The sequence below is a fragment of the Herbidospora sakaeratensis genome (genome assembly GCF_001570525.1).
Classification (GTDB): domain Bacteria; phylum Actinomycetota; class Actinomycetes; order Streptosporangiales; family Streptosporangiaceae; genus Herbidospora; species Herbidospora sakaeratensis.
The window spans coordinates 187,983-207,371 of the sequence record NZ_BBXC01000020.1 but is presented as its reverse complement, the minus strand read 5'-3'; the positions used below and the strand labels follow the sequence as shown (position 1 = coordinate 207,371).

20 protein-coding genes are annotated in these 19,389 nt (G+C 70.5%); 9 read left to right on the top strand and 11 right to left on the bottom strand.

The features are described from left to right. Position 1: 1 nt before the first annotated feature. Complete coding sequence (locus tag AW271_RS31310) at positions 2-862, bottom strand: isocitrate lyase/PEP mutase family protein (RefSeq protein ID WP_062341206.1); 861 nt, start codon at positions 860-862, stop codon at positions 2-4. Between the two features lie 62 nt (positions 863-924). Between AW271_RS31310 and AW271_RS31305 the strand changes: the two genes are divergently transcribed. After that, positions 925-1,671, top strand: a complete 747-nt coding sequence (locus AW271_RS31305; protein ID WP_062341205.1) for a DinB family protein — start codon at positions 925-927, stop codon at positions 1,669-1,671. On the opposite strand, the gene AW271_RS31300 is transcribed toward AW271_RS31305, so the two are convergent. From AW271_RS31300 to AW271_RS31285, 5 genes are all read right to left on the bottom strand, one after another. After that, positions 1,648-2,013 (bottom strand): VOC family protein, encoded by a 366-nt coding sequence (locus tag AW271_RS31300; protein ID WP_062341204.1) that lies wholly within the window; start codon positions 2,011-2,013, stop codon positions 1,648-1,650. The genes AW271_RS31305 and AW271_RS31300 overlap by 24 nt on opposite strands. A gap of 90 nt (positions 2,014-2,103) precedes the next feature. Beyond that, positions 2,104-4,344, bottom strand: coding sequence for an esterase-like activity of phytase family protein (locus AW271_RS38045; protein ID WP_063818175.1), 2,241 nt, complete (start codon positions 4,342-4,344; stop codon positions 2,104-2,106). Positions 4,345-4,463: 119 nt separating this feature from the next. Then, positions 4,464-4,625 (bottom strand): hypothetical protein, encoded by a 162-nt coding sequence (locus tag AW271_RS40260; RefSeq protein ID WP_157554813.1) that lies wholly within the window; start codon positions 4,623-4,625, stop codon positions 4,464-4,466. A gap of 16 nt (positions 4,626-4,641) precedes the next feature. Next, positions 4,642-5,877, bottom strand: coding sequence for a PP2C family protein-serine/threonine phosphatase (locus AW271_RS31290; RefSeq protein WP_218008227.1), 1,236 nt, complete (start codon positions 5,875-5,877; stop codon positions 4,642-4,644). Between the two features lie 43 nt (positions 5,878-5,920). Continuing rightward, complete coding sequence (locus AW271_RS31285) at positions 5,921-6,142, bottom strand: hypothetical protein (RefSeq protein WP_062341202.1); 222 nt, start codon at positions 6,140-6,142, stop codon at positions 5,921-5,923. Positions 6,143-6,279: 137 nt separating this feature from the next. Between AW271_RS31285 and AW271_RS31280 the strand changes: the two genes are divergently transcribed. The 4 genes from AW271_RS31280 (at position 6,280) to AW271_RS31265 (ending at position 7,818) form a co-directional block, all read left to right on the top strand. After that, positions 6,280-6,834: a hemerythrin domain-containing protein gene (locus AW271_RS31280; RefSeq protein ID WP_062341201.1), complete on the top strand. Its 555-nt coding sequence runs from the start codon at positions 6,280-6,282 to the stop codon at positions 6,832-6,834. A gap of 81 nt (positions 6,835-6,915) precedes the next feature. Then, entirely contained in the window at positions 6,916-7,128 is a 213-nt protein-coding gene (locus tag AW271_RS31275; RefSeq protein ID WP_245653296.1) for a DUF2188 domain-containing protein, read from the top strand. 42 nt (positions 7,129-7,170) lie between these two features. Then, on the top strand, positions 7,171-7,434 hold the full coding sequence (locus AW271_RS31270; RefSeq protein WP_062341199.1) for a DUF4235 domain-containing protein: 264 nt from the start codon (positions 7,171-7,173) through the stop codon (positions 7,432-7,434). A gap of 18 nt (positions 7,435-7,452) precedes the next feature. After that, the gene (locus AW271_RS31265) at positions 7,453-7,818 is read left to right on the top strand and encodes a hypothetical protein (protein ID WP_062341198.1); all 366 of its coding nucleotides are present in this window, start codon (positions 7,453-7,455) and stop codon (positions 7,816-7,818) included. Positions 7,819-7,894: 76 nt separating this feature from the next. Here AW271_RS31265 and AW271_RS31260 read toward each other — a convergent pair whose 3' ends face one another. Next, positions 7,895-8,245 carry a hypothetical protein gene (locus AW271_RS31260; protein ID WP_062341197.1) on the bottom strand — a complete coding sequence of 117 codons (351 nt, stop codon included), beginning with the start codon at positions 8,243-8,245 and terminating at the stop codon, positions 7,895-7,897. Between the two features lie 101 nt (positions 8,246-8,346). Between AW271_RS31260 and AW271_RS31255 the strand changes: the two genes are divergently transcribed. After that, positions 8,347-8,808 carry a hypothetical protein gene (locus AW271_RS31255; protein WP_062341196.1) on the top strand — a complete coding sequence of 154 codons (462 nt, stop codon included), beginning with the start codon at positions 8,347-8,349 and terminating at the stop codon, positions 8,806-8,808. On the opposite strand, the gene AW271_RS31250 is transcribed toward AW271_RS31255, so the two are convergent. Beyond that, positions 8,805-9,749, bottom strand: coding sequence for a WD40 repeat domain-containing protein (locus AW271_RS31250; RefSeq protein WP_062341195.1), 945 nt, complete (start codon positions 9,747-9,749; stop codon positions 8,805-8,807). The two genes, AW271_RS31255 and AW271_RS31250, sit on opposite strands and share 4 nt — an antisense overlap. A gap of 94 nt (positions 9,750-9,843) precedes the next feature. Beyond that, positions 9,844-10,299, bottom strand: coding sequence for a MarR family winged helix-turn-helix transcriptional regulator (locus AW271_RS31245; RefSeq protein WP_062341194.1), 456 nt, complete (start codon positions 10,297-10,299; stop codon positions 9,844-9,846). Between the two features lie 70 nt (positions 10,300-10,369). On the opposite strand from AW271_RS31245, the gene AW271_RS31240 reads away from it, so the two are divergent. Further along, entirely contained in the window at positions 10,370-12,436 is a 2,067-nt protein-coding gene (locus AW271_RS31240) for an LLM class flavin-dependent oxidoreductase (protein WP_062341193.1), read from the top strand. Next, entirely contained in the window at positions 12,433-13,323 is an 891-nt protein-coding gene (locus AW271_RS31235) for an LLM class flavin-dependent oxidoreductase (protein ID WP_062341192.1), read from the top strand. The genes AW271_RS31240 and AW271_RS31235 overlap by 4 nt, the downstream gene beginning before the upstream one ends. On the opposite strand, the gene AW271_RS31230 is transcribed toward AW271_RS31235, so the two are convergent. Then, the gene (locus tag AW271_RS31230; RefSeq protein WP_062341191.1) at positions 13,290-16,265 is read right to left on the bottom strand and encodes a glycosyl hydrolase 115 family protein; all 2,976 of its coding nucleotides are present in this window, start codon (positions 16,263-16,265) and stop codon (positions 13,290-13,292) included. The two genes, AW271_RS31235 and AW271_RS31230, sit on opposite strands and share 34 nt — an antisense overlap. A 216-nt stretch (positions 16,266-16,481) precedes the next feature. Here AW271_RS31230 and AW271_RS31225 point away from each other — a divergent pair, with 216 nt between their 5' ends. Then, positions 16,482-16,910 carry a hypothetical protein gene (locus AW271_RS31225; RefSeq protein ID WP_062341190.1) on the top strand — a complete coding sequence of 143 codons (429 nt, stop codon included), beginning with the start codon at positions 16,482-16,484 and terminating at the stop codon, positions 16,908-16,910. Here the strand turns inward: AW271_RS31225 and AW271_RS31220 are convergent. After that, positions 16,874-19,387: a DUF4118 domain-containing protein gene (locus AW271_RS31220; RefSeq protein WP_062341189.1), complete on the bottom strand. Its 2,514-nt coding sequence runs from the start codon at positions 19,385-19,387 to the stop codon at positions 16,874-16,876. The two genes, AW271_RS31225 and AW271_RS31220, sit on opposite strands and share 37 nt — an antisense overlap. Positions 19,388-19,389: the final 2 nt, after the last annotated feature.

Below are 19,389 nucleotides of genomic sequence, written 5' to 3'. Positions count from 1 at the left end.
GCTAGGTCTTGTAGCGGGTTTCGAGGGCGTCGTGCTCGTCGAGGCCGATCAGGGTGTTGAACTCGTCGAAGGTCAGCGCGGGCCGGGCCCGGCCGGTGGCGGCCAGGCTCCGCAGGTAGTCGCGCATGCCCGCTGCCGCCGCGAACCCCGCCCCCAGCGAGAAGACCGCCAGGGCGTAGCCCATCTCCTCCAGCTCTCCCGCCGCGAGTTGGGGTGTTCGGCCGCCCTCGATCTGGTTGCTCAAGACGGGGACCACGCCCCGGAAGGCTCCGCAGATGCGCCGCATCTCGTCCTCGGTCTCGGGGGACTCGACGAACAGCAGGTCGGCGCCCGCCTCGTGGTAGGCCAGGCCGCGGTCGATCGCCTCGTCGAGGCCCAGGGTGGTGCGGGCGTCGGTGCGGGCGATGATCACGAAGTCGGGGTCGTCGCGGGCGTCGACGGCCGCTTTGATCTTCTGGATCATGTCGTCCCGGGCGACGACGTGGCGGCCCAGCATGTGGCCGCAGCGTTTGGGGAAGGTCTGGTCCTCGATGTGCAGGGCCGCCGCGCCCGCTCTCTCGTACGCCCGCACGGTCCGCCGCACGTTGAGCGGGTTGCCGTAGCCCGTGTCGGCGTCGGCGATCAACGGCAGGCCCGAGACCTCGGCGAACACGGCCACCCGGGCCTCCATCTGGGTCGACGTCAGGTAGCCCACGTCGGGCTGGCCCAGCAGGCTCGCCGAGGTCTGGAAGCCGCTCAGGTAGATCGCCCGGAAGCCCAGCTCCCGCACCAGCCGGGCGCCGGCGCCGTCGTACGCGCCCGGCGCGACCAGGATCTCCGGCGCGGCCAGCAGTTCCCGCAGGCGGGTGGTGTGGTTCGCCATGATCTGCCCCCTCGGATGGGAAAAGTCCCCTCTGTTCGCCCATACCCAGGGACAATGGCGCGATGGAGTACGTCCACACGCGTGAGTTCCGCGGTGCGGTCTTCCGGCAGTCCGATCTCACCGGCGCGGTCTTCCGCGAATGCGACCTGTCCGACGTGCGCATCGCCGGTTCGCAGGTGACCGGGTTGCGGATCTCCGGGTTCGACGGGGAGGCCGGCACGGTCGTCGTCGATGACGTCGACGTGACCGCCTACGTGGCGGCCGAGCTCGATCGGCGGCATCCGGAGCGGGTCCAGCTGCGGGCCGTCCGGACGGCCGACGATTACCGCCGGATGCTGGCCACCGTCGAGCGTCTCTGGGCCGAGACCCGGGCCAGGGCCGAGCGGCTGCCCGAGGCGGCCCGGCACGAGCGGGTCGACGACGAGTGGTCGTTCGCCGAGACGCTGCGGCACCTCGCCTTCGCCGTCGACACCTGGGTCGGCCGGCTGATCCTCGGCGGGACGGCGCCGCACGACCCCCTCAGCCTGCCGCCGACCGACGTGGACGACACGGCGATCGAGGTCTCCTACGCCGAGGCGGTACGCCTGTTCGCCGACCGGACCGCGACGCTGCGCGGGGTCGTCGAGAAGGTCACCGACGACGACCTCGCCCAGGTCCGGACCGGGGAGCTGATCGCCACGTGGGGCGTCGAGTCGCACCCGGTCGGCCACTGCCTGCGGGTGGTGCTGCGGGAGTACTGCGAGCACCGCCGGTTCGCCGAACGTGACCTCGTCCGGCTGGCCAGGTCAGCTCACCCGGGTGCGGAGTAGGCAGAACTCGTTGCCCTCGGGATCGGCCAGCACGTGCCAGCTCTCCTCGCCCGTCTGGCCGACGTCGGCGGGCTTGGCGCCGAGGGCCAGCAGGCGCTCCAGCTCGGCGTCCTGGTCGCGGTCGGTCGGGCTCACGTCGATGTGCAGCGGCAGCTTCCCGGACCTCGGATCGTCGCTGGCGCTGAGCACGATCCCCGGCCGGTGGCCCTCGTCGTCGGGGCCGATCTCGATGAAGCCTTCTTCGCGCCCGACGACGACGTAGCCGAGCACCTCACACCAGAACGCGGCCAGCGCCTCGGGGTCGCGACAGTCGATCACCAGTTCACTGATACGGCACGCCATGCCGCCAGTGCTACCCGGTGATCTTTGTCGTACGCGTGCAATGGAAAAGCCCAGGCCGGTCACCCGGCCTGGGCCCTTCTTACGGAGACGTCAGCCGCGCAGGCCGGGCACGTCGATGACGATCACTTCGGTGTCGTCGGCGCGGCCGGGGATGCGGCCGTCGTTGCCGGGGAAGTTGTTGTCGTTGGCCACGACGACGCGGTCGCCCGACAGGGGCAGGACCGACTCGACCGACTGGAGCGGGAAGGAGAACAGGTCTCCGACGCCGTACTCGTTCGGGCGGGCCGGGGTGGAGACGCCCTTCGGGTCGGCGATGCGCATCAGGTCGACGGCGGTGCGGCGGGGGAGCACGCCGTTCGCGTCGGCCTTGTCGAGGTCGGTGACGATCAGCTTCTTGACGAACGAGGTCTGGCCCATGCCGTTGTCGCGCTCGATCAGCAGCAGGCGCTTGCCGTCGAGGACCTGGGCGTCGCCCACGAACAGGCCCGGGTCGTCGACGCGGAAGGTCCAGGTCTTGCCGGTGTAGGCGCCGGCGCGGACGTCGAACTCGTACACGACGCGGCGACGCTGGTCGGGGTCGGCGGTCTTGGCGCGCTCGAGGATCGGGTAGAGGGTGAAGCCGTCCTCGCTGGCGGCCATGGCCTCGAAGCCGCCGCTGCCGGGCAGCGACGGGGTCTCACCGGGCTTCAGTTCGTTCGACTGGGGCGACTTGGTGCCGTCGAAGAGGGGGATCGGGGCGCGCAGGACCTTGCCGGTCTTGTCGACGTTCACCAGGTAGGGGCCGAACTCGTCGCCGATCCACAGGGTGCCGTTCGCGTCCCACTGGAGCGACTCGATGTCGAAGTCGGCGCCGGTCAGCAGCCGCTCGGGGGTGTTGCCGTTGACGATCGGGAACGGCACCTTGCGGTCGGGGTCGCGGAAGCTGATGTGGCTGCCGACCTCGATCGCACCCGACTTGTAGTCGGGCTCGATGTAGTAGGCGCGCAGCAGGAAGTCGGGCGAGTTGTCCTTCGAGCCGAAGCCGTTGTCGGGCATGCCGAGCAGGCGGTTGGCGTTCTTCGAGCCGCGGGTGTGCGGGATGACCGCCGAGAAGCCGGGGATCGGCTGGCCGGGGAACGGCGGCGTGATGCCGTTGACCGGGGTCTTCGGCATGAAGTTGCCGGAGACCGGGCCGGGCTGGTAGTCGGTCGCCGACAGGATCGCCCGGTCGCGCAGCGTGGCCTCGTCGGGCACGTTGACGCTCAGCTCGTACAGGCGGGTGATCTGCGTCGCGCTGTTGTTGTCGTCGGAGATCAGGTAGAGCACGCGGGTGTCGTCGTCGAGACGGTCGCCGAGCGCCATGCCCTCGATGTTGTCGAGCAGCGGGTTCGGCTGCGGCTGCTTGGCCGTCGCGCCCGACGGGGGGCAGTCGGCGATGTCGGCCAGCAGCTTCTTGCCGAGCCACGCGCGCGGGTCGGTCAGCGTCGACAACGACGCGACGCCCGAGACGTCGGGGGCGCCGGTGGCGGTGACCCGGTAGACGCGCACGGTGTTGCCGACGCCGGCGGTGAAGCCGCGCTCCATCGCGAGGAACTGGTCGTCGCCCAGTGCCACCAGCTCGACCAGGCCGAGGTTGGGGTCGGTCTTGTACGCGTACTGCGCGGCCGGCGTGTAGTCGCCGCCGGGCGTGCCGGTGTAGCGCAGGATGCGCTGGCGGCCCGCGCCCGAGGCCTCACGGCCGTCGGTCAGCAGGGGGCCTTCCATGCCGGCGTACAGGGACGTGCCGTCGGGCGAGGTGGTGAGCGCCTCGAAGGCCAGGTTGACCGGCGACTCGCCCGCGGGGGTGATCCGGAACCGGGCCGGGACCTCGAAGGAGGCGGTCTGCACGCCGTCGGACAGGCGGAAGCGCCGGATCGACGGCTCGGTCTCGGAGCTGGCCAGAATGGTGTGGCCGTGCGGCTCGACGACGAGCCCCTCGCCGTCGAAGTCGGTGCCGTTGTAGGCGGTGCCGTCGGGCCGCTTCAGCGTCGTCATGTCGACGACCTGGGCGCCGTCGCCGGAGAGGGCGACGTCGTAGACGCGGGCGGGCACGGTGCCCGTGTTGTCCGACAGCGCCAGGACGCGGTCGTCGCGCAGCCGCGCGATGGCCGACAGACCCCCGACGGGGGTGCCCTCGAACGTCTTCTTGTCCAGGCTGTCGGTGAAGCCGCGCAGGCCCACGTCGGCGGAGCAGGGGGCGCCGAGGTTCACATCATTGGACGTCGCCGCGCCGGCTGCCGGGACCGTCACGCCGAGCATGGCGATGACCGCCGCGGCGGCGAAGGCGGGGGCGGGCCACCTTGTGCTGGGCACAAGTACCTCCGAAAAATCGTGATGCGGGGGGATACACCCGCTGGGAATGAGCGAAGTCCCCGCAGCCCGCCACAGCAGAACCAGGCGTCAAACGGACCATGAACATCTGCGCTCGGGCTTCACGACGTCCGGGCGCCCATGTCGCCGACGGCCGGGACCCCTTCGCCGAGCTTGTAACGGAGCAGCACCGCGCCCTTGGCCGAGGAGCAGGGCGTCCATGCCCGCCATGCCGGCGCGACCAGGTCGAGGGTGGCGAGCAGATCGATGTGGATCAGGCCCATGGCGGTTCTCTTTCCGTCAGGTGCGCGGGATCGGCCAGTCGGCGCGTTCGAGTTCCAGGTCGGGCTCGGGGCCGCGCCATTCCACGATGACGACCGTGGCGTCGTCGCGGAGCACGCCCTTGTGGTAGACCAGCACGGCCTGGATGAGCCGCCGCAACGTCTCGGGCACCGGCAGCCCGCTCTGGTGGTTGCGGATCACGAAGTCGACGAACCGGTGCACGCCGAACTCGCGTCCGGAGGCGTCGCGGATCTCGGTGATGCCGTCGGTGTAGAAGATCAGCCGGTCGCCGGGCTCCAGCTGCTCGCGGCACGTCGTGACCGACAGGCCCAGGTCGAGGCCCATCGGGTGGGCCGGCATACATTCGAGCATGGTCGTCCAGCGCCCGCCGCGCAGCAGGACGGGCGGCGGATGGCCTCGGTTGACCCAGGTGAACAGGCCGGTCCGCAGGTCGAGGTCGCCGATGACGGCGGTGACGAACCGCTGCGCCCGGCCGAACTCCTCGATGAGCACCGCCTCGATGTCCTCGCTGTTCCTGGCCAGCGACGCGCCCTGGCGGCGGTTGTTGCGGCAGGCCGCGATCGCCAGGTTGGCGGTCAGCCCGGCCGAGACGTCGTGGCCCATCGCGTCGAAGACGGCGATGTTCAGCATGTCGCCGGTGACGGCGTAGTCGAAGGCGTCGCCGCCCACCTCGTAGGCCGGTTCGAGCATGCCCGACACCGTCACCCGGTGGCTGGCGAAGGTCAGCGGCGGGACGAGCCGCCATTGCATCTCGGCGGCCACGTTCATCTCGCGGGTGCGGACGATGCGCGCCCAGGTGTCGCTGCAGCTGTGCATGCTCGTCAGCAGCAGGGCGACCACCGACGACAGGTGGCGGGCGGACATGTGGTCGAGGGTGGGGCGGCCGGTGCTGACCCGCAGCACGCCGAGCCGGCTGGTGCCGTTCAGGATCGGGATCCACCAGTAGAGGGGCTCGCCCGCCTCGTCGCGCTGGACGAGGGTGCGCACCTCCTGGAAGGCCAGGCCGGGCAGGGTCCCTTCGACGGCGAGCTCTTCTGGTATGCCGGACAGGTCGATCTGGGGCCCCTTGAGCAGCCGCATGACCTGCTGCTGAAGGTCGACCAGGTAGATCAGGACATGGGTGAACCCGGCCTGCGGGGTGTGGGTGGCCAGGAGCGACGGCAGGTCGTCGACGGTGCGCAGGTGACTGCTCTCGATCAGGCCGGCCAGCATTCGTTCGTAGCCCGCAGACATGATGTTCTCGGCCTACCCGCCTCTGATCAGGAGAAACGACGGCCTAGCCGTGGCCCGGCTCCTCGGGATCGGTCGGGGCCATGACGGTGTCGTCCATGACGCCGATCAGCTTGCCCACCGGCAGCAGCACGATCAGCAGGATCAGGCAGGTCCAGAACAGCGCGGCCGAGCCGATGATGAGGCCGACGCCGCCGAGGACGAACACGGCCAGGAAGACGGCGGCGTAGATCCACGAACGCGGCCGGCCGTGTCTGTTCCGTGTCATGGGTGGCCACTGCCCGAGTGGGCCCGGCCTATGCCAGCAACCAGACATAAAGGACAAAAGTTAAGGTTTTCCGGACATCGCGGCACCGGAGAGGGGTAAGGGGCGATGAGTTGTCCGTCCAGTGAGGGGAGTCCGCCGTGGACACCCGGCAGATCGACGTCGTCACCTTCCTGAAGCACCAGCACGAACAGATCAAGACCCTGTTCGCCGAGGTCGAGTCGGCCGAGGGCGACGCCCGCGAAGAGGCCTTCCGCAGGTTGGTCCACCTGCTCGCCGTGCACGAGACCGCCGAGGAGGAGCTCGTGCACCCCTACGCCCGCAAGGTCGTATCGGGCGGGGACGCCATCGTCGACCAGCGGCTCCAGGAGGAGAACGAGGCCAAGCGGGCCCTGTCGGACCTCGAAGAGATGGGCTCCGACAACCCCGACTTCCTCAAGCACCTCGACGCCTTGCGCACCGACGTGATCGAGCACGCCGAAGCCGAGGAGCGGTTCGAGTTCCCGCGGCTCGAGGCCGAGGGCGACCCCGACCGCCTGCGCAAGATGACGGCCGGCGTCAAGGCCGCAGAGAAGATGGCCCCCACCCACCCGCACCCGGGCGTGGAGTCGGCCAAGAAGAACATGCTGCTCGGCGCGCCCGTCGCCATCATGGACCGGGCCCGCGACGCCATCCGCAAGGCCATGGGCAACTGATCTCTCCGAATCGGGGTAGCGGCGGGGGCACCCCGATTCGGAGGAGCAGTGATGGCAGGACAGGCCAATTCACGAGACGTGGTGAGACAGGAAGACGGGCAGTGGGCCGTCACCAAGCCGGGCGGCAGCCGGGCCAGCGCCCTGTTCGGCACCCAGGACGAGGCGATCAAGAGGGCGAGCGAGATCCTCGCCGCCGACGGCGGCGGTGAACTGCGTGTCCACGGCACCGACGGCAAGGTGCGCGACCAGCGCACGATCGCTCCCGGCAACGATCCCCACCCGCCCGCCGGGTGATCGGCCGACTACCGCTGGGCGCCTCGGGTAGCACGTACCGGCATGAACAAGTTAGCGGTGCGTGGCGCGAGCGCGCTCAGCGGCATGATCGGCGGCGCGGTGGCGAGCCTGATCTTCAAGCAGGTCTGGAAGCTGGCCGCCGGTGAGGACGAGGCGCCCCAGGCGACCTCGCCCGACTACGGATGGGGCGAGGTGGTCGTGGCGGCCGCGATCCAGGGGGCCATCTTCGCGGCGGTGAAGGCGGCCATCGACCGGGCCGGCGCCGAGGCCTACCGGCGCTCGACCGGTGAATGGGTCAGAGACTGATGGGACGGTGACGACCGGATGACCGTGACACGATTCCAGGACCTGCCTCTCGCCGACCGTTCGCGGGAATGGGACGGCAGCGCGGCCGAGAGCCGCGTGCGCGACTGGGCGGGCGCCGAGGACGAGCCCGACGCCGCCTACCGGAACGCCCACGTCTGGTACGACGGCGACGCCCCCGGGAACTTCGGCAGCTACAAGCTGCTGATCGCCGACGTCGTCGACGGAAAACTGAAGGTGGTGCCGCGCGCCGTGATGGCCGCCGGCGGGATCATGCAGGGCGCACGCGGCGGCGTGGACATTCCGAAGGACGAGGTCGACCGGGTCAAGGCCCACCTCGCGAAGTACTACGCCAAGATGGGCGACACCGCTCCCTGGCAGCGGTGACCTGACATGCGGAGACCCGCATCCGGGCGTTCGATCAACCCCCTGTCGCCGAACGCCGGATGCGGGTCTCGCCCCGTCACGGAAGCTGGTTGTAGCCGGTGTAGTAGTTGCCGACCTGCTCCCGGTACGCCGGGTCCTTGTAGGTGTCCTGGTCGAACTCCGGCGCGTTCTTGATCTCTTCCTTCGTCCGGGCGAGGAAGACCTTGCGCTGCTGCGGGTCGATCTCGGTGATCGTGCTGGCGGGCATGATGACCTTCTTGCCGAAGATCCAGAAGCCCGTGTCGACGACGATGTAGGCGTCGCCGACGGCGTCGCTCTGCTCGTCGACCTCGCCGATCTTGCCGTCGACGGCCTCGACGTCGAACCCGGTCACGCTGACCCCGGCGCCGGAGGCGACGCCTTCCTGGTAGCTCCACGGCTCGTACATGTAAGCCCCTTTCGATTGGCTGCTGCTGAGGAGGCCGCTACCCGACGCGCGAGGGGCAAACGTGCCGCGAACCGATTGATCTCGGGTTCCGTTTCAGGGGCATGTGGCGTCGTCTCCTCCTCGTCCTCGCGCTGGCCGCGGGGACGCTCGTCTTCTCGTCCGTGCCCGCCTACGCCTGCAAGTGCGCCCTTGTCCCGGTGAAGGAGCGGGTGGCGAACTCCGCGCTCGTGTTCACCGGCGTGGCCACCGGGTTCAAGGCCGCCACGTCGCCCACGCGGCAGCACACCTATACGTTCCGGGCCGACCATTCGTACAAGGGAAAGCCGAAGGTGACCGTGAAGGTGGTCACCAACACCGAGAGCGCCGCGTGCGGGGTGAAGTTCACGCGCGGCGCCCGTTATCTGGTGTTCGCCGGCAAGTCCGGCGGCCGTCTGGTGACCGGGCTCTGCTCGGGCAACAGCGCGGTCGCCAAGGGGACCGGCCCGTTGAAGGCCGCTGACCTGCCCCCGGGCGTCGACCCGGCCACGATCAAGCAGCTGGGCAAGGCCAAGCCGGTCCGTTAGCCGCCGCAGGCGGCGTAGGTGAAGGTGTCCTTGAGGATGTCGTAGCGGTCGCGCACCTTGGTCACGCCGGTCTTCGTGTCGTGCTGGAGGACCGTCATCCGGTTCGGGATCTTCGGCAGGTTCTGCGACACGTGCAGGGTGACCTGGGTGGGGCCGGTCCAGTCGAGCATCTCGACGGTGCCGCCCTTGGGCAGCTTGATCGGGGTGTCACCCTCCACCTGGGCGGTCTCCACGTCGGAGACCACGATCTTGTCGCCGGAGACCAGGGTGGCCAGGGTCCGGGCGTCGGAGTGGAGCGCGTTCGGGCCCCAGCCGTTCACCGCCTCGGCCGGACGGCCCTGGCGCAGGAGGTGCCCCGACCGGTCGTAGACGCGGAAGACCTCGTCGGTCGCGCTGGTCAGCACCTCCTTGCCGTCGCCGCTGAAGCCGATGAACTCGCGCTTGGTCGGCAGCAGGCCGAGCCGCTTGCCCTTCTTGGTGTCGAAGATCATCGTCCGGCGGTCGGTGACGGCGAGGGTGGCGCCGTCGTCGGACAGGCGGAACCACACGTTGTACTGCACGACGTTCTTCGGCAGCGTGTCGGCCGGCAGCAGGGTGACCCCGCCGCCCATGGTGCGCACGGCGATGCGGCCGTCCTTGCGGAAGTAGACGATCTTCTGGCCGTCACCGCTGATCGCCACCGGCGCGGCGGTGAAGCCGACCGGCTTGCGCTTGCCGTCGAGCGCTTCGAGCTGGGCGTCTCTGAGCTGGATGATCTCGCCGTGGTGCGTCACGAGCCGCCAGTTCCCGCACAACACGGTCTGCTTCTTCACCTTGCACGCCTTGGCCGAGGCGTAGCGGATGCTGTCGCCCCCGTGATGCGGCGCGGCCTGCGCGGCGGCCGGCGCCGCCACGACGGACGCGGTCATCGCCGCCAGCGCGACCAGAACCCTGATCTTCATCTTTACCCCCTGGTTGTGTTCCCCGTCACATCCTTGGATGCGGGCAGAGGGTGGCGGGTTGGTCACAGATCGGAAACGATGACCGGCCCCCGGCTCACTTGTGGGTGATCTCGATGCGGTCGAGCAGAATGCCGGAGATCTCCGTCAGTGCGGCGATCTGCTCAGGTGTGAGCGAGTCCATGACGTAGCGCTTGACCGCCGCGTCGTAGTGCTTCCTGGCCTCGCAGGCCAGTTCGCGGCCGCGGGCCGTCAGGCGGACGGCCGAGCCGCGGCTGTCCTCCTCGCACGCCTCCCGGGTGATCAGCCCGCGCTGTTCCATGCGCCGGAGCTGGTGGGACAGGCGGCTCTTCTCCCATTCCAGGCCGCATCGCAGGGCGAGGGAGCGCACCGTGTCGTCGGGGCGTTCGTTGACGGCGACCAGGACCTCGAAGTCGGCCTCGGACAGGCCGGTGGCGGCGGCGAGTTCGCGGCCGAGGACGCCGCTGAGCCGGACGCGCATGCGCTGGTAGCTGTTCCAGGCGGCGGCCTGGGGATCGGTGAGAGCGGCCATGGGACCCAGATTAGTTGATGCGTCAACCTTGACGTATATTGGTTGACGTATCAACCTAAGGGAGTCCCCCATGAACTATGGCCACGCGTTGCGGTTCGGCGCCCTGACCGGCCGCACCGAGCTGATCGAGCCGCTCGGCTACGACCTGGCGATGGTCCCCGAGTGGACCGGGTTGGCCTGGCTGGCCGGCCGGAGCGACCGGATCGGCCTGGTCGGCCGGGTCGACCTCGCCGAATGGAACGCCGCCGTGCTCGGGCGGTCGGCCGCCGGGCTCGACCTGCTGTCGGGCGGTCGGGTCGGGCTCACGCTCGGCACGTCGGGCGACGTCGCGGCGCTGGCCGAGGCGATCGACGTGATCCGCGCCGTCTGGGACACCTCGGCCCCCCGGGTCAGTTATGACGGCGTCCACCACCGGCTCGACGGGGCCGAGCCGGGGCCCGCGCCGGCGCACGCCGTGCCCGTCTGGGTGACCGGCGACGATCCTGCCGTGCTGGAACTGGCCGGCCGCCAGGCGGACGGGTGGGTCTTCGCCTACGACCCCGAGCGGCCCGAATGCCCGCGTACCGGGAACAAGCTGATCGACGAGGCCGCCCTGGCGGCCGGGCGCGACCCCCGCGAGATCCGGCGGGTGCTCGTCGTCACGGGCGAGGTGCCGGCGAGTGTGCTCGACGACGGGTTCGGCACGATCGTCGTGCGGAGCGACGACGAGGCCGTGCTGACGCGGTTCGCCCGCGAGACGGTCCCGGCCCTGCGCGCCGCCGCCCCCGGCGGCCTCTCCGACCGGCCGGTCCGGCGGGCCGCCGCGCTGGCCAGACGGCGCGACGGCATCGACTACGACGGCGTGCCCGAATCGCTGGCCGCCACGGCCGTCGAGCCGGGCGACGCCGCCTACGGGCGGGTCAGGTCGAACTACCTGCGCGGCGGCTCTCCCGGGCTGGTGCTGTTCCCGCGCGATCCCGCAGAGGTCGCCGCCGCGCTGGCCTTCGCCCGCCGCCACCCCGCTCTGCCGCTGGGCGTGCGCAGCGGCGGCCACGGCGTCAGCGGCCGGTCGACCAACGACGGCGGGATCGTCGTCGACCTGCGCCACCTCAACACGATCGAGGTGCTCGACCAGGGCACGCGGCGGGTCAGGATCGGCCCGGGCGCCCGCTGGAAGGAGGTCGCCGCCGCGCTGCGCCCCCACGGATGGGCGATCGGGTCGGGCGACTACGGCGGCGTCGGGGTCGGCGGGCTGGCCACCGCGGGCGGCATCGGCTTCCTGTCGCGCAAGCACGGGCTCACCATCGACCGCCTGCGGGCCGTCGAGATCGTGCTGGCCGACGGGTCGCTGGTCAGGGCCGACGACCACGAGAATCCCGAGCTCTTCTGGGCGGTACGCGGCGCCGGCGCCAACTTCGGGATCGTCACCTCCTTCGAGTTCGAGGCCGACGAGGTCACCGACGTTGGCTGGGCCCAGCTCGTCATGGACGCCGAAGACCAGGCCGGCTTCCTGCGGCGCTTCGGCGAGGTGGCGTCGGCGGCCCCGCGTGACACCACGGCGTTCCTGATCATGGGGCCGCCCCGGCGTGGCCAGCCGGCCGTCGCGCAGATCATGGCCATGGTCGACTCTGCCGACCCCGAGGTCATCGTCGAGCAGCTCCAGCCGTTCGCCGGCATCTCCGGCCTCTACCAGCAGCAGGTCGTCGTGGCGGCGTACGCCGACGTCATGGACAACGCCCGCGACGGCGACCACCACGGGCAGGGCGAGCCGGTGGCGCGGTCGGCGTTCGTCCGGGAGATCACCCCGGCCTTCGCGGACGCGGCGGCGAAGATGCTGGCGAGCGGGCAGGTGTTCTTCTTCCAGATCCGGACGGTCGGCGGGGCGGTCGCCGACGTCCCGGCCGACGCCACCGCCTACGCCCACCGCGACGCCGGTTTCCAGGTCACCGCGATGGGGATCGACGACAGGCGGATGGACACGTTGTGGGAGGCGAGCCGCGAGCACTTCGACGGCCTCTACCTCAGCTTCGAAACGGGCCTCGGCAAGGTCGCCGACGCGTTCCCGCCGGAGACCCTCGACCGGCTGCGGGCGCTGAAGCGCCGCCACGACCCGGCCAACGTCTTCCGCGACAACTTCAACATCAGGGATGAGAAATGAGCGACTACGGGCACGACCTGCTGTTCGGCACCTTCGTCAGCCCGGCGATCCAGCCGGTCAGGCACGCCGTCGACCACGCCAAAGCCGCCGAACGGGCCGGGCTCGACCTGGTCACCTTCCAGGACCACCCCTACCAGCCCCGCTTCCACGACACCTGGACGCTGATGTCGTACATCGCGGCGCAGACCGAGCGGATCAGGCTCAGCGGCAACGTGACCAACCTGCCGCTGCGCCAGCCCGCCGTGCTGGCGCGCAGCGTGGCCAGCCTCGACCAGCTGAGCGGCGGGCGGATCGAGCTCGGCATCGGCGCGGGCGGGTTCTGGGACGCCATCGCGGCCATGGGCGGGCGGCGGCTCACCCCCGGCCAGAGCATCGAGGCGCTGGAGGAGGGCATCGGGATCATCCGCCAGATCTGGGCGGTCGACGAGCGCGGCGGGGTCCGGTCGGACGGGCCCTACTACCCGGTGAAGGGCGCGAAGCGCGGCCCGGCCCCGGCTCACGACGTGGGGATCTGGGTGGGGGCGTACAAACCGAAGATGCTGGCCCTGACCGGACGGGTCGGGGACGGATGGCTCCCGTCGTTGCCCTACCTGCCGGGCGGCCCCGCCGACCTGGCCGAGATGAACCGGCACATCGACGAGGCCGCCCTGGCGGCCGGACGCGAGCCGCGCGCCGTCAGGCGGCTGCTCAACATCGGCGGCGACTCCGTTGAGGGACCGCCGCAGGAGGCCGCGGAACGGCTCGCCGGGCTGACCGTCGACTACGGGATCAGCGCTTTCCTGCTGATGTCCGACGACCTGGCCCGGACCGAGCTGTTCGCGGCCGAGATCGCCCCGGCGGTCCGTGAACTGGTTCAGAAGTGGCGGCTCGGCGGCGGGCCGAGGTAGCTGGTCAGCAGGCCGCCGGTGTCCACGACGATCTTCTGGACGACGACCGTCGGGTCGACCATCCAGAACTTGAGCGTGTGCGACCCGGCGCCCGTGATCGTGTGGGTGGTGACGGTCCGGTTGACGTTGTCGGAGGTGTTGCGCTCCCACTGCTTGTTCATCCGGGTGTCGTCGGAACCCGTGGCCGCGATGACGTCGACGACCTGGGGGGTCGCGCCGTCGACGGAGACGGCGTACTTCAGGCCCTCGGTCGGCAGCACGTTGTTGCGCGGCGACAGGTAGGCCCAGACCTTGACCGGTCCGGTCGTGAACAGGTGCAGGTCGTATTCCAGGCGGGGGCTGTTCCCGCCGGGCGTCTGGCGGGGCGCGGTGACCGGCCACGGGGTGAGGCCGTCACCGGTGCGGCCGATGCCGGGGATCTTCTTCCACGAGCCGACCGTCTTCGACGGGCGGGCGGCGTCGAGGGAGACGTACCCGCCGGCCTCGACGAAGCCCTTCACCGGGCCCGACGGGTTCTTCACCACGACCCGCACCACCGAAGCCGAGCCGTTCGGGCCGGTCACGGTGATCGGCACCTCGGTCGTGCCGCGCGGGGCGCGCGACCAGTCGACCTTCAGCGTGCTGCGGACCTGCTTGTCGAGCCGTCCCCGTGAGGGTTCGGCGCGCAACCACGGCACCGACGGCCTGATCTGGTAGTCGAACGGCACGGTGCCCTTGTTGTAGACCTCGATGTGCTGGTCGGGCGCGCTCTGGTAGGGGCTGAACTCGGGCAGCGCCGGGGGTTCGACGCCCATCTCGGCGACGGCCGGGACGGTGATGCGCCGGAGCGCGGGGTAGAAGGCGTCGGGCAGCGCGACGTGGTTGAGCTCGGGCTGCTGCCAGGGCGCGTTGGGGCCGTAGCGTTCGATGTCGCCGTAGCCGATCTTGGGCTGGAGTTGCCAGTTCTTCCACTTCCCGCCCGCGAGGCCGGTGTTGTAGTGGTCGGACATGGCCTGGTCGTCGGCGAAGCGGGCCTCGGCGACGTCGGCCAGGTCGTTGGTGGCGGCCCGGCCCTGCTCGGCGTAGCGGATGTTGGTGAACTGGGCCAGCCGGAGCGCGTAGAGGTTCGCGGTCGCCTTCACCTGGTAGAGCACCAGCTGGAAGTAGGCGTCCTGGGTGTTCTGCGGCAGCCGTCTCGCGATCTTCTCGGCGCGGGCCGACAGTTCCGCCCACTCGGCGGTGACGCGTTCGGCCTCCCGGTAGTTGGTCAGGCTGTAGGGGCTGGCCTGGTCGTCGTAGACCACGGCCGTCGAGTCGGTCGACAGGTCCTTGGCCGGGTCGAGGCTGATCAGCCGGTTGAGCAGTTCCGGCTTGCGGCGCGACTGCAGGGCCGCGTAGTCGTGCAGCACCTCGGCGATCTCGCGCGACTGGCCGGCGCCGAAGTTCTGGGCGGCGTAGCCGCGCTCCCAGTCGGTGATCTTCTCCAGCGGGATCGGCTTCCAGGCGTAGTCGAGGAAGAACTGCGTCGGCAGCTCCTCGTTCTTGAAGTCGCCGACGTTCACCACCCACAGGCGGTCGACGCCATAGGTGTACGACAGGTTGAGCTGCTCCCAGATGTTCGGCAGCTGGTTGGTGTCGACCCACTTGTAGTTGCGGCCGCCGCCCACGTAGTCGTAGTGGTAGTAGAGGCCGTAGCCGCCGGCCCGGGGCGGTGCGCTCCGGTCGGGCAGCTTGCGCATGTTGCCCCAGTTGTCGTCGGTGAAGACGACCGTCACGTCGTCGGGCACCCGCATGCCGCGGTCCCAGTAACGCTGGACCTCCTTGTAGAGCGTCCACACCTGCGGCGCGCCGGTCATGCCCTCACCGGCCAGGATCTCGCGCTGGGTGTTCACGATGTCGGTCATCAGGTCGATGCCGTCGCCGTCGGGCAGGCTGACGTCGCCGTTGCCGCGCATGCCGAGGGTGATCACGCCCTCGAAGTCCTCGTTCTTCATGCGCCGGATGCCGTCGTGCCAGTACTCCTTGACGGCTTCACGGTTGCGGCGGAAGCTCCACTCGCCCGTGCCTCCGTAGGCGTTCGGATGCCGGTTCCACTCCTCGATGCCGCGCATCATCGGCGCCTCGTGGGAGGTGCCCATGACGATGCCGTACGCCTTCGCCGTCGCGTGGTTGTCCGGGTCGTCCTCGGCGAACGCGCGGCCCCAGACGGCGGGCCACAGGTAGTTGGCCTTCAGCCGGAGCATGGTCTCGAAGACCTTCGCGTAGAGGTGCCGGTTGAACCCGCCCGGATAGCCCGGGGCCAGGCCCGGTCCGAAGAACTCCGGTCCCCACGTGCCGAGCGCGGGGTTCTCGTCGTTGATGAAGACGCCCCGGTACTTGACCGCCGGGGTGCCCTGGGTGTGCCGCCCCGGTTCGACGTAGAGCGTGTTCTTCTTCTGTACGGGCACGTCGTCCCACCAGTACCAGGGCGAGACCCCGATCTCCTTGGAGACGTCGTAGACCCCGAAGATGGTGCCGCGCTGGTCGCTGCCGACGATCACGAACGCGCTCCGCACACCCGGCAGCGGATCGGAGACGACCTGCTCGATCGTGGTCTCCCACTTGCCCCGGATGCCCGACACGTCGAGCTTGCCCCGCGCGACCAGCTGGTCGATCAGCGGGCTGCGCCCGAGCGTGCCGACGATGACGACCTCGCCCCGGGTGGGCGCGGCGGTGGAGACGACCGGTTTGACGCCGGTGACCTTCTCCAGGTCGGTCTGGAGGTCGCCGACGGCCCGGGTCACGCCCGCGAAGTCGGCCTGGCTGACGTGGATCGCCGCGGCCTTGCCGCCCGCGACCAGCGGGAACCGGCCGTGGCCCGGGCCGCTCTTGATGTACGAGCCCGACGACACGTCATGGGCCTGCGCGGGCGCCACCAGCGTCGTGAAGACGAGGGTGGCGGCCAGCAGGGTTCGTAAGAGCATGGGGTGGCTCCTTCGCTCCTTCGAAAAATTTCGCCGTGGGTTGGAAACTTTCTATCAGCGCGCTGACAACGTCAACCACGGCGAGAAAAGGCCGAGGTAAGAGATGTAAGGTTCACCGGGCCGCTGGCCGCCCGTTCCGTCGCCGCAGTGGCGCTCGCCGCGACGGCGGTGCGGTTGCTCCCATTGAGGGACCGTTCCAACCCATGGAGTCCCGACATGAAACGTGTCATCGCCCTGCTCAGCACACTGGCGTTATGCCTGGTGGTCGTCCCGCACGCCGAGGCGGCCGCGACGGCCAAGTGCACGCTCACGATCAGCCCGAAGGACACCGAGCACGACACGGTGATCACCGTCCAGTGCACCCCGCGTGCCGAGGGCGACCGCATCGACTACGTCACCATCAAGGGCGCCGACTGGCCCGACGGCGACGACACCCAGAAGGTCTGCCAGGCCCACTCGAACCTGTGGACCCGCGTGATCGACTCCCAGCTCCTCAACGAGGACCTGGCGGGCGACGAGATCTACGTCGAGGCGCGCATGCGCACCCCCGACTACAAGCTCTACTACGTGAAGACCAACGAGGTCTCCGGCCGGTGGGGCGTGAACGTCTACATCGGCGAGCCCGACTGCGGCCACCTGCCCTGACGGGCCGGCAGGCGCAGGACCATGGTGAGGCCCCCGCCGGGGGTCTCCTCCGGGGTGAGCGTGCCGCCCATCGCCTCGGTCAGCCCCCGTGACAGGGCCAACCCCAGGCCGACCCCGGTGTGGTTGTCGCGGTCGCCCAGCCGCTGGAACGGCTGGAAGACGCGGTCGTGCGCGTCGGGCGGGATGCCGGGCCCCCGGTCGATCACCCGGACCTCCACCTGGTCGCCGACGGAGCTCGCCGTGACCAGCACGGCCGGGCTGTAGCGGACGGCGTTGCCCATCACGTTGACCAGCACCCGCTCCAGCAGGGCGGCGTCGGCGACGACGTCCGGCAGGTCGTAGGGGACGGTGGTCTCGATGCGGGCGCCCAGGTCGTCGATCGCGCGCGGCACGATCTCGTAGAGGGCCAGCGGCTCCAGGGTCACGCCCAGCACGCCCGCCTGCAGGCGGCTCATGTCGAGCAGGTTGGCCACCAGGCGGTCGAGCTTCACCAGCGACTCGTCGGCGGTGGCCAGCAGTTCGGCGCGGTCGCCGGGCGACCAGACGATCTCCACGCTGCGCAGCGACTCCACCGCCGCCTTCGCCGAGGCCAGCGGGGTGCGCAGGTCGTGGCTGACCGCCGCCAGCAGGGCGGTGCGCATCTTGTCGGCCGCCGCCAGCGGCTTGGCCTTCTCGGCGGCCTCGGCCAGGCGCTGCTGGCGCAGCGCGACCGCGATCTCGGCCGCGAACGCCTCCAGCACCCGGCGGTCGGACGCGTCGAGCGGCGCTCCCCGCGCGGCCAGCACCAGGTCGTCGTCGATGATCACATCGGTGTCGCCGGTCGACGGTTTCACGCACGGCGGGCCGCCCGTGGTGGCGATGATGTGCCACGCCTTCGTCTCGGCGGCCCGTTCCAGCAGGGTCACCGACGTCAGGCCGAAGGTCTCGCGCAGCCGGGCCAGCAGCGACGGCAGCGCCGACTCGCCGCGCAGCACGTGCCCGGCCAGGGCCGACAGGATCTCGGCGTTCGCGCTGGCCTGGGCCGCCTGCCGGGTCCGCCGGGCGGCCAGGTCGACGATCGCGGCCACGGCCGCCGCGACGAGCACGAAGACGACCAGGGCGAACAGGTTCTCCGGGTCGTTGATCGTGAACTCGTACAGGGGCGGGGTGAAGAAGTAGTTGAGCAGCAGGGAGCCGCCGACGGCGGCGGTGACGGCGGGCCACATGCCGCCCGCCAGGGCCACGCCGACCGTCAGCATCAGGAAGAAGAGGATCTCGCTCGGCAGCGACAACTCGGCGCGGAACGGCAGCAGCACGCCCGCCAGGGCGGGCATGCCGGCCAGCGCCAGGATCCAGCCGGTGATCCGCCGCCGCCGCGTCAGGGCGGCCCGCGAGCGCTGGCGGCGGGCGCGGCCCTGCTTCGCCTCCGCGTGGGTGATCATGTGGACGTCGATCGAGCCCGACTGCGCCGTGGTCTCGACCCCCACGCCGCGCGAGAGGATCTGCGCGAACCGGCCGCGCCGCGACGCCCCCAGCACCAGCTGGGTCGCGTTGACGCCGCTGGCGAAGTCGAGCAGCGCCGTGGGGATGTCGTCGCCGACGACCTGGTGGTAGGTGCCGCCGAGCGACTCGGTCAGGGTCCGCTGCCGGGCCAGGTTGGCCGGGTCGCCGCCGGTCAGGCCGTCGGCGCTGATCACGTGCAGGGCCAGCAGGTCGGCGCCCTTGCTGCGGTCGGCGATCCGGGCCGCCCGCCGGATCAGCGTGTCGCCCTCCGGGCCGCCCGTCAGGGCCACCACCACCCGCTCCCGGGCCTCCCACGTGGTGCGGATGCCGTGCTCGAAGCGGTAGCGGTCGAGCTGCTCGTCGACCTTCCCGGCCACCCAGAGCAGCGCCAGTTCCCGCAGGGCGGTCAGGTTGCCGACCCGGAAGTAGTTCGACAACGCGGCGTCGATCTTCTCCGGCGCGTAGATGTTGCCGTGGGCCATGCGCCGCCGCAGCGCGTCGGGCGACATGTCGACCAGCTCGATCTGGTCGGCCTGCCGGACCATCTCGTCGGGCACCGTCTCCAGCTGGGGCACGCCGGTGATCTCGTGGACGACGTCGTTCAGCGACTCCAGGTGCTGCACGTTGACCGTGGTGACCACGTGGATGCCGGCGTCCAGGATCTCCTCGACGTCCTGCCAGCGTTTGGCGTTGCGGGAGCCCGGCACGTTCGTGTGGGCCAGTTCGTCGACCAGCACCACCTTCGGCGCGCGTTCGATGACGGCGTCGACGTCGAGCTCGGTGAACGCGCCGCCCCGGTACTCCATGGACTTCCGCGGGACGATCTCCAGGTCCTCCAGCTGGGCGGCGGTCTGGACGCGGCCGTGGGTCTCGACGATCCCCACGACCACGTCCCGGCCGCGCTCCTTCGCCCGGCGGCCCTCGCCGAGCATCGCGAAGGTCTTGCCGACTCCGGGCGCCGCGCCCAGATACACCCTCAGCCGGCCGCGCGGCACGT